Source organism: Alteraurantiacibacter lauratis (genome assembly GCF_037154155.1).
Taxonomy (GTDB): Bacteria; Pseudomonadota; Alphaproteobacteria; order Sphingomonadales; family Sphingomonadaceae; genus Alteraurantiacibacter; species Alteraurantiacibacter lauratis.
This window is the reverse complement of sequence record NZ_JBANRN010000014.1, coordinates 90,965-99,657: the sequence shown is the minus strand read 5'-3', so window position 1 is coordinate 99,657 and position 8,693 is coordinate 90,965. Positions and strand designations below refer to the sequence as shown.

Annotated in this window: 11 protein-coding genes; 3 read left to right on the top strand and 8 right to left on the bottom strand. The window is 67.7% G+C overall.

The genetic code is table 11. From position 1 onward, the window contains the following. The 6 genes from WFP39_RS13000 to WFP39_RS12975 form a co-directional block, all read right to left on the bottom strand. Positions 1 to 203 (bottom strand): head decoration protein (locus WFP39_RS13000; RefSeq protein WP_336920181.1); only part of this gene is annotated, 203 nt, incomplete at its 3' end. 17 nt (positions 204 to 220) lie between these two features. Further along, positions 221 to 1,537 (bottom strand): S49 family peptidase, encoded by a 1,317-nt coding sequence (locus WFP39_RS12995; protein WP_336920180.1) that lies wholly within the window; start codon positions 1,535 to 1,537, stop codon positions 221 to 223. A 7-nt stretch (positions 1,538 to 1,544) separates the two neighbouring features. After that, the gene (locus WFP39_RS12990; RefSeq protein WP_336920179.1) at positions 1,545 to 3,020 is read right to left on the bottom strand and encodes a phage portal protein; all 1,476 of its coding nucleotides are present in this window, start codon (positions 3,018 to 3,020) and stop codon (positions 1,545 to 1,547) included. Positions 3,021 to 3,023: 3 nt separating this feature from the next. Beyond that, positions 3,024 to 3,236, bottom strand: coding sequence for a phage head-tail joining protein (locus WFP39_RS12985; protein WP_041375667.1), 213 nt, complete (start codon positions 3,234 to 3,236; stop codon positions 3,024 to 3,026). Between the two features lie 10 nt (positions 3,237 to 3,246). Continuing rightward, positions 3,247 to 5,223 carry a phage terminase large subunit family protein gene (locus WFP39_RS12980; protein ID WP_336920176.1) on the bottom strand — a complete coding sequence of 659 codons (1,977 nt, stop codon included), beginning with the start codon at positions 5,221 to 5,223 and terminating at the stop codon, positions 3,247 to 3,249. After that, a complete protein-coding gene (locus WFP39_RS12975; RefSeq protein WP_336920174.1) occupies positions 5,138 to 5,707 on the bottom strand; it encodes a hypothetical protein in 570 nt (189 codons plus the stop codon). Before WFP39_RS12975 ends, WFP39_RS12980 begins: the two co-directional genes overlap by 86 nt. A gap of 146 nt (positions 5,708 to 5,853) precedes the next feature. Between WFP39_RS12975 and WFP39_RS12970 the strand changes: the two genes are divergently transcribed. From WFP39_RS12970 to WFP39_RS12960, 3 genes are all read left to right on the top strand, one after another. Beyond that, positions 5,854 to 6,075, top strand: a complete 222-nt coding sequence (locus WFP39_RS12970; RefSeq protein WP_336920173.1) for a hypothetical protein — start codon at positions 5,854 to 5,856, stop codon at positions 6,073 to 6,075. A gap of 102 nt (positions 6,076 to 6,177) precedes the next feature. Then, positions 6,178 to 6,723: a DUF3489 domain-containing protein gene (locus WFP39_RS12965; RefSeq protein WP_336920172.1), complete on the top strand. Its 546-nt coding sequence runs from the start codon at positions 6,178 to 6,180 to the stop codon at positions 6,721 to 6,723. Between the two features lie 4 nt (positions 6,724 to 6,727). Then, the gene (locus WFP39_RS12960; RefSeq protein WP_336920171.1) at positions 6,728 to 6,973 is read left to right on the top strand and encodes a hypothetical protein; all 246 of its coding nucleotides are present in this window, start codon (positions 6,728 to 6,730) and stop codon (positions 6,971 to 6,973) included. A 52-nt stretch (positions 6,974 to 7,025) separates the two neighbouring features. Here WFP39_RS12960 and WFP39_RS12955 read toward each other — a convergent pair whose 3' ends face one another. Both WFP39_RS12955 and WFP39_RS12950 read right to left on the bottom strand, forming a co-directional pair. Beyond that, positions 7,026 to 7,247, bottom strand: coding sequence for a DUF7220 family protein (locus tag WFP39_RS12955; RefSeq protein ID WP_336920170.1), 222 nt, complete (start codon positions 7,245 to 7,247; stop codon positions 7,026 to 7,028). Further along, positions 7,244 to 8,566 carry a DNA modification methylase gene (locus WFP39_RS12950; RefSeq protein ID WP_336920169.1) on the bottom strand — a complete coding sequence of 441 codons (1,323 nt, stop codon included), beginning with the start codon at positions 8,564 to 8,566 and terminating at the stop codon, positions 7,244 to 7,246. Before WFP39_RS12950 ends, WFP39_RS12955 begins: the two co-directional genes overlap by 4 nt. Positions 8,567 to 8,693 lie beyond the last annotated feature (127 nt).

Here is an 8,693-nt window from a genome sequence, read left to right as displayed (position 1 = left end):
CTTGCGACTTCCGCGCCCTCGTCACCGACAACCTGGGCCGCCGGCGAGAGCCGGTACTTGCCCGAAGCGGTGATCCGGCCGAGGACGGATCCGAGCGCGTAGTTCGTGCCAGCCTTGAGGGTCACAGCCTCGCGGCAGTAGCTCGCGTTGAGCTCGTATTTGAGCAGGTCGCCGAGGGTCGGCGACATGGTGAGAACGGTCATGATGATCCTCCTTGTCGTCAGCTGCGGTTGGCCGAGGCGCGCTCACGCGCACGACGCACAATGGGGCTTTCGCCGCCGTTCGAGGCCGGCGAGCCGGCCGGTGACGGCCCCACGGCGACCACAGAGCTCGCCTCGGCGCGTGCCGCGAGGGCATCGAGGATGGAGCTTCGCAGCGCGTGCGGCGCCACCCCTTTCGCCATGGCGTCGGCGGCGTCGATGGCGACCCCCAGCCGGGCGCCTTGGGCGGCGATGGCGGCGATCTCCGCATATTCGGCGCGCAGCCGCTCGGCCGTTTGATCCGTCTGCGCCTCCGTCGCCTCCGGCGGCGCGGCGGGCGCCGCTGGTTGCGGCGTTCCGAGAGTTTCCGGATCGGACGCGTTCGTCTCCTCGACAGCCGCGTCTTCGGCAGCCGGGTTGAGGTCGGATTCTACTGTCATTGCGGTCTTTCTCCTTGAAGGTTGATGAGCGCGGGCGCGTTGCGATGCGCCCATGATGAGGCGTGGCGGGTCCAGCGCCCGGGCGAGATCCACAAGAGCGAGATCGACAGTGCCGAGCTTGTCGGCCAGGCTGGCGTCTATGCCGCGCTGACCCCGATAGATCGCGGCTTCGGTGGCGCGCACGGCGTCGGGACTCATGTTCCGATTGCGCGCCACCAGGGTGACGAGGTCGGCATGGAGCGCGTCGACATCCGCCTGGATCGCCAACAACGCGGCATCCGAGAGCGGCTCGTGGGCATTGCCCTCGATCTTGCGATCGCCCGCGTGAACGAGCGTCCATTTGAGGCCAGCCATGACGTCGGCGACGCTCTCGTCGACATGGATGGCCACGACGCCGATGGATCCGACCTCCGCCGTCCGGGTGACGTAGAGGCGGTCCGCCACGCTGGCGATGGCAAAGGCAGCCGACAGCGCGCTTTCGCTCGCGACAGCCCAGAGCGGCTTCTGCGCGGCTTCGCGCAACGACACGAGGCGATCGACCAGGTCGAAGAGACCGCCGACCTCGCCGCCCGGCGAGTCGATCTCCAACAACACGGCCCGCACAGAAGGATCGGCCAGCGCGGCTTCCACGGCGGAGGCGATCTCGCCATAGTCGCTGGCGCCCAGAAGACTGGTGAGCCAGTCGCCACGCGTCACCAACGGTCCGAGGATCGGCACCACGGCGATGCCGGGACCGGTAACGGAATGGCTCGCCACCGGCGGCGCATCGCGGGCCGGAAGCATGGCCGGCCGTGTATCGAGCATTGGGCCGGCGGCGAGCAGGCCGTCGAGCGCCCGCGGGGCGATCGCCAAGGGCCGGCCGCCGAGCCGGGTGAGCAGCGGATTCAATCGCGTCATGGAAACCTCAGTCGGCGGCGACTTTCGCCTGGTTGTCCGCTGGTGCTGCCTGAGCATCGTTCAGCAGCGTGGGGTCGGAGGATGCGCTGCCGAAGGAGAGGCCAAGCTGACGCTCTCGCGCACGGTCCGCAGCAATCTCGGCATCGACCTGATCGGCGTCATAGCCGCGCTCGGCGAGCGCCTGCGTCCGGCTCTTCAGCCCGGCCTCGATCTGTTCGATCTCGGCGCGGGCGTCCTTCAGCGGATCGACCCAGTCCCATTTGGGCGGCAGCCAGGAACAGCCGAGATAAACGCGCCTCTGCTGTTCGTAATCGGGCAAGGCAATCGCGCCCGCCATGACCGCCGTATCGAGCCATCGCGCCCAGACCCGTCGACAGATTTGCCAGACCATGACCGAGTGCTGGTAGGCCTCGATGCGGCGGCGGAACTCGAGGAGCGCGAGCCGCGAGTTCGAGTAGTTTGCCTTCAGCATGTCATTCGACAGATACGCATACGGGATGCCGAGCGCCGCCGAGACCTGCAGCAACGTGCGGTACTGGAACGGCTCGTAGGTCTGGCCGACATCGGCAGGCGCCGAGGTCTGCACTTCCTCGCCCGGCTCCAGCATGACGATCTGGCCGGGCTGCAGGTCCATCGTTCTTTCGCCACCTTCGTCACTCTCGGCAATGTCGAAGGGCTCCGCCGGCGCCGGCGTGGTGATGAAGAGCGCATGCATCGCCGCGACCTTCTTCCGGTCGAGCTCGGCATCGTCGTACTGATCGAGCAGGAACAGCTTCACGATGCCCGGCGCAAAGCGGGAAATCCCGCGCAACTGCCCAGCATCGACCGGATCGATCACGTGGATGACCTCGGCCGCCGGCACCCGCACGGTCTCGCCGGCGAGCCCTGGATCGGTCACGTCACCCGGATGGCGGCGCAGGAAGTGGTAGGCGACGCGCCTGCCGATCCGGTCGAACTCGATGCCCTGACGGACGACATTGCCGCCGGGAAGCTGCTCGTTGCGGCTGAGCGGCAGCATCTCGGAGGGGATCATCTGCAGCTGCAGCGGCACCATGAGCCCGTCCTCGGGCCGGCGCGGACGGAAGCGGAAGAACACTTCGCCGGCGATGAATACCTCGCGCGCGGCGCGCCGCTGCTGGCCATAGAAATCGGTGAACCCCTCGGCGTCGCTGTCGTCGGTCCAGTCGAGCCAGAGGCGCTGCACGCGCGCCTTGAGTTCGGCATCGGCGATCAGGGACGACGGCTTGATGCCGTCGCCCACCACATTGCCGGCCCAACTCTCGATGGCGTTCGCCGCATAGCCGTTGTTCCGGACCAGCCATCGGGCGCGCGCGGTGATGTCGGCGCCGGCGGCGGCGATCAGCGTGTTGAGATGCGCCCGGCTCGGTTGGAAGTGCCGCAGCCTTCGGCTTGCCTGTCCCGCTTCAAAGCCGCCCACCAGAGCGCCGATGCGGCGGCGCCACCGTGTGATCGATTCCAGCACGAGTCAGAGCCCCTTGCTTGCCGTCGTGCGAACGATGCGACGGCGCGCGCCGGTTTGCTCCTCGGCGATCCGCCGTTCGAGGTCGCCGAGGGCGGCCGCCATTTCGGCATCGCTCGCATAGGTGATGCGGCGCCCCTCGACCTCGACGGTGCGCACGCCGCGCCATCGGGCGGCGAGCAGCGCATCGCGGCGCGCGATCATGTCCTCAAGCGTCATGGTCTCGGTCTCAACTCAGATAGCTGGGCGTGAACACCCGTCGGCCGCGCCGGGCAGGCGCTCGTCGCACCAGTCCCGCGGAGGCGATCTCTGGCGCGCCGGGGTCAGAGGCCGTCGTCTCTGGCGCCGCTGTGTTGCTCGGATCGAGCGAGCCGACCTGGCGTTCGAGATCGCGCCATTTCTCCTCGCCCCAGCGGTCGGCGCCGGCGATCCAGGCGGCGGCACGGGCATAGACCCGGCAATCCAGCGCCTCGTTGCGTTCGCGCAGCTTCTGCCATTCGAGCCGCTGAAACCCGCGCCTGGTCTTCACCGTCACCAGCTGCTCGGCGACGAACTGCTTGCACCACTCGCTGTCGGCCCAAGCCGGCAGGTGGATGGTCCCTGCGGGAAAGCGCGCGCCTCCGGCACGCTCCTCGTCGGTCGGCCGTCCGAGCCGGAGGTAGCGATAGGTCTCGGCCTTGAAAGTCGAGACCGCGACCGACCACAGCCGCGCGCCGCGCCGCAGTCGCTTGCCGCCGGCTGTCGCATCGACAAAGGTCGGCCCGGAGACCGGGCTCGCCCGATTGAAACCCTCGACACCCTTGACCGGCGCCACCTGCGCGAAGCCGGCGCGCCGGGCCCAGCCGTAGACCGAAGGCGCCTCGAAGCCGGTGTCGATCGCGAGGCGCGACAGGCCCATCGCCGTCCCCGAGGCGTGCGGCCAGTTGCGGCCCAAGAGACCGTCCAACGCGGACCATGCGGCGGCATGTTCGGGGCCGCCCTCGATGACAATGTGGTCGACGAGCCAGCTCTCCAGCCCGCGCCCCCAGGCCCAGACGTCGACCTCGATCCGGTCCTTCTGGACGTCGGCGCCGGCGGTGAGAAACAAGCCGCCCATCGGCACTGTGCCGGCTGGCCAGCTCTCCCTGCGATCGTAGAGCCGCTGCCAGTCCGGCGCCTCGCCCGTCTCGACCCAGGTCTCCCCCAGCGAGGTGTTGACGAAGGTCTTCATCGCCTCGTCGCCGTGATCCTTCGCTGACAGAAAGGTGCGCACCATGGCTTCCAGACGGACCCAGGAGGAGTAGACCTCGTTCAGGTGAAAGCCGGCGATGCCGTCGAACGGGGCCTCGGCCCGCCATTCGCCCCTGCGCACGGCGGCCCAGCGCTCGGCGTCGCTCCAATGCGCGCCGCAATGGCGGCATTGGTATCGCGCGGTCTCCGGCCGGTGGGCGCCGTCCGCCTCGCGGTCCCAGCGAACCTGCTCCCAGACCAGCGTCTGATGCTCGCCGCATTCCGGGCACGGCACGAAGAAGCGGCGCCTGTCGCTTTCGGCATAGGCGGTCTCGATCCGGCTCGCGCCACGGATGGTCGGCGTCGAGACCAGCACGATCTTGCGGTTCCAGAAGGTGACGGTGCGCTTCTTCGCCAGATTGACCGGATCGCCCTCGGCGCCGGCGCTGAACGGATAGCGGTCGACCTCGTCGCACAGAAGGATGCGGATCGGCCGGCTGGCCAGGCCCGAAGGCGCATTGGCGCCGACGATGGTCAGATGCCCGCCGGGAAACTTCTTGTGCAGGATCTTGTTCGACCCGTCCCGCGACTTCGGATCCGAGATTCGCCCATGCAGACAGGGCGTATCGCGCGCCATAGGCGAGAAGCGGTCCTTCGACCAGGTCTCGGCATCCCGTTCCGTCGGCATCACCACCATCACCGGCGCCGGGTCCTGGTCGATGTGGAATGCAACGGTGTTGAGCAGCACCTCCGTCTTGCCGGTCTGGCTCGACGACATAACGACGACGCTTTCGACCGCCGGATCGGAGATCGCGTCCATGATGCCGCGCTGGTAGATGGCCCGCTCCGTACGCCAGCGGCCGGGCTCGGCGCTGGCTTCGGAACTCAGGCGGCGCCTGGCGTCGGCCCACTCACTGATCGTCAGGGTCGGCGGCGGCGCCAGGATCGTCAGCGCCTTGCGCGTCGCCTGCGCCAGCCGCGCCGGCCCCTTCAGCATCAACGGCGATGGCCGGGAGGCTGGCGAGTTCCGCGAGCGCTTCGGTGATCGCGTCGCGGATCTGCGCGCGCGTGCCGGCAATGGTAATCTCCTCGTGGACGAGCGGCGCCAGCCTGTCGGGCAGGACCAGCAGGCGCGCGCGCAGACGGGCCAGCACGGCGATCCACGCCTCCTCGACCTGAGCGGCCGGCAAGAGGTCGCCGCGCCGGACAGCTGCGTCCATTTCGGCGAGATCGGCCTTGGCCTTGATCAGCCGGGCGCGCTCGACACCGAAATCGGCGGCGCCCGTCTGCGACCGCGTCGCCAGCTCGCGCAGGTAACGCACATAGCCGCGCACCGTGCCGACGAGATCGTAGCGTCCGCGTTCGGGGCCGGTGCGAGCTGACGCCGGGATGATCCCGTCGCGCGCCAGCTGCTGGACCCGCCTTTCGGTCAGGTCCAGGAGCCGGGCGATGACCGCGATGGGTTGGGTATTGGTCGCCATGAACGGGGGCCGCTCCCGGGCAAGATCAGGTCATGTCAGGAGCCCCATCGTCGGCTCGAAAAAGCAATGAAATGATGCACTTATTGACTTGATGAGGTTGCCGATCAGAGCCTGTATGGGGTCACCATCAAGCGTTGGAGACCGCCATGACCAAGTCCCGAAACACCGCTTCCGCCCTCGACGCTTTCATCGCCAAGAAGGCGGAGATCGACGCGATGCTGGAGCGCATCAAGGTCCTGAGCGACGACCATTTCGACACCAGACCCGACGAGATCAACTGGGGCCACGTCGGAACGCTCAGCCACTACGCCGAACTCCTGAAGCGCATCACCGACGCCGCCTTCAAGGAGGGCGAGCACGCCGATTAGACGCGCCACTTCCCGCCTTCGCCCCGATGGGCTCGCCCTCGGGGCTCGGGGCAGTAGAAGGCCCGCGATGGTCGCGCGCCTCTCCTGAAGAAGGATTGCCCCATGACCAAACTCTCCGACACACAGATGATCGTCCTCAGCGCCGCCGCGCAGCGCGCGAACATGCTGGCTCTACCGCTCCCGAAGAACCTCAAGGGCGGCGCAGCGCAGAAAGTGATCGCCTCGCTCATCAAGCAGGGCCTGCTCGAAGAGATCGATGCCGACACGCGCATCGGCGAACACATCTGGCGCGAGACCGGCGACGGCCACGGCGTCACACTCGCGATCACCGAGCACGGGCTCGCCGCCATCGGCATCGAGCCGGAGGCCTCGCGTGACGCTGCGGAATCGACGCAAAGCGATCATGCTGCCGTCAAGACGCCATCGAAGCCAAATGCCCGCGAAGGCAGCAAGCAGGCCCAGCTGATCGCCATGCTGCAGGGCGCCGACGGAGCAACCATCGCCGAAATCGCTGCCGCATTCGGCTGGCAACCGCATACTGTGCGCGGCGCCATCGCCGGGGCGCTCAAGAAGAAGCTCGGGCTCGATGTGACCTCCGAGAAGGTCGACGGACGCGGTCGGGTCTACCGCCTCAGCCGGGAGGGCTGAGGCTATGGCGAGGATCACCATCCACGACCGTCTCGTCGCCGCCCTGCAGCACCGAGGCGAAGCGATCATCGCTGATGCACGCTCGACCCGCTACACGGTCCTCACGCGAACGCGCCGGGAAACCGGCGAGCAGGTCGGCTACTATTTTGTCGGCCGTGCCGGCGCGCTCCGCGCCGGTCGCACCGTGGGCGAGAGCCGGCCGGTGGGCGCCGACTTCAGGGCGAAGCTGCTCGGGACGACTGCCAGTTGAAACGCCATCCTCACTGAGCCGCCGCTGCCCGCCATGGGCGGCGGCGTTTCGCTTATGCAGACCACGCGCGCATCCGTTCGAAGATGCGCCGTACGGCATAGCTACGCGCCACGGATACCAGCGTGAACAGAGCGCCGATCAACAGATTGTCGCCCAGGGACACCTGCAGAGCGAACAACGGGAAGACCGCGATCTGGGTCAGCACGGCCACGCCGTAACCGATCGCGACATTGCTCAACGCCTCGATCAAGGACATTCGGCGCGACTGCTTCATGCGGCGTCCTGATCGCTGTCACGAGCGCCGATGCGCTCGGTCTTCACCTCGTCGAAGCTGCGATTCTCGCCGTCCAGCCTTGCCGATTTCCCCGTGAAGGCCTGCCAGCGCTTGACGATCACGTCACAAAAGATCTCGGAGAGTTCGAGGCCGTAGACGCGCCGGCCCGTCCTCTCGCCCGCGATGAGCTGCGAGCCCGAGCCCGAGAACGGCTCGTAGCAGATTTCGCCCGGCACGGTGTGCAGCTCCATCGGCAGCGTGAACACGCGCACCGGTTTCGAGGTCGGGTGTTCGCGCGTCTCGATCTCGCTCGACGGGATGGACCACACCGTCGTCGGCCAGTTCTCGAATCCTTCGCGATTGACGCGCGGCTTGTTGCCCGAGCGCCAGCCGAACAGGCACGGCTCGTGCGCCCACAGCATGATCGAGCGCGTGAGCACCGGACGGCTCTTGGCCCAGATGATCTGCTGGTGATGCAGCACATCGAACTTCGACCAGCAGGCTTCCAGCATCGCCTGGCGCCGCGAGGCATGCCAGCAATACCAGGCCGCGTCCTCCTTGATGGCGCAGTCGATGGCGACCTGCATGAAGGCCTCGTAGAATTGCGGCCCCTGTGAAGAATCGTCCCAGTGCTTCTGCTCGATGTAGTCGTCGGACCGGTCCTCGTTCGCGATCTTCTTGGCGCGGACGGACGCGTTCTTCTTCGTCGGATGGTTGGTGCCGTCATAGTCGACGAGATAGGGCGGGTCGGTCGCAAACAGTGCGGCGCGTTCGCCGTTCATCAGGCGGGTGACGTCCTCGGCCGAAGTCGAGTCTCCGCAGAGCAGGCGGTGGTCCCCGAGCATCCAGAGATCGCCGCGGCGGGTGACGGGCGTGGCGGGCGGCTCAGGAACCTCGTCTTCGTCCACCAGCCCCTCGACGGGCGCCTCGGCCAGGAGACGGGCCAGTTCATCGTCCTCGAAGCCGGTCAGCGACAGGTCGAACTCGTCGAGCTTCAGATCGGCCAGTTCGAGCTTGAGCAGCTCGTCATCCCAGCTCGCATTCTGATGCGAGCGGTTGTCCATCAGCCGGTAGGCGCGCAGCTGCGCCGGCGTCAGGCCATGGGCGACATGCACCGGCACGCTCGTCATGCCGAGCCGCTTGGCCGCCTCGTAGCGGGTGTGGCCGACGATGATCACCATGTCCTCGTCGACGACGATCGGCTGACGCCAGCCGAACTCGGCCAGCGAGGCGGCGACCGTGGCGACGGCCTCCTCATTGCGCCGCGGGTTGCGCGCATAGGGCACGAGCTTGTCGATCGGCGTTTCGACGACGTCCATGGTCGGTCCGGTGCGATGGGTGAAGGATCTGATCCGGCGGTCGCGAAACCAGCCGACGCGCTGTGCCGGCGAAACCAGTGCCGCTTCGCCTATGCGCTCGAAACGAAACGCCCCCGACCGGCGGCTT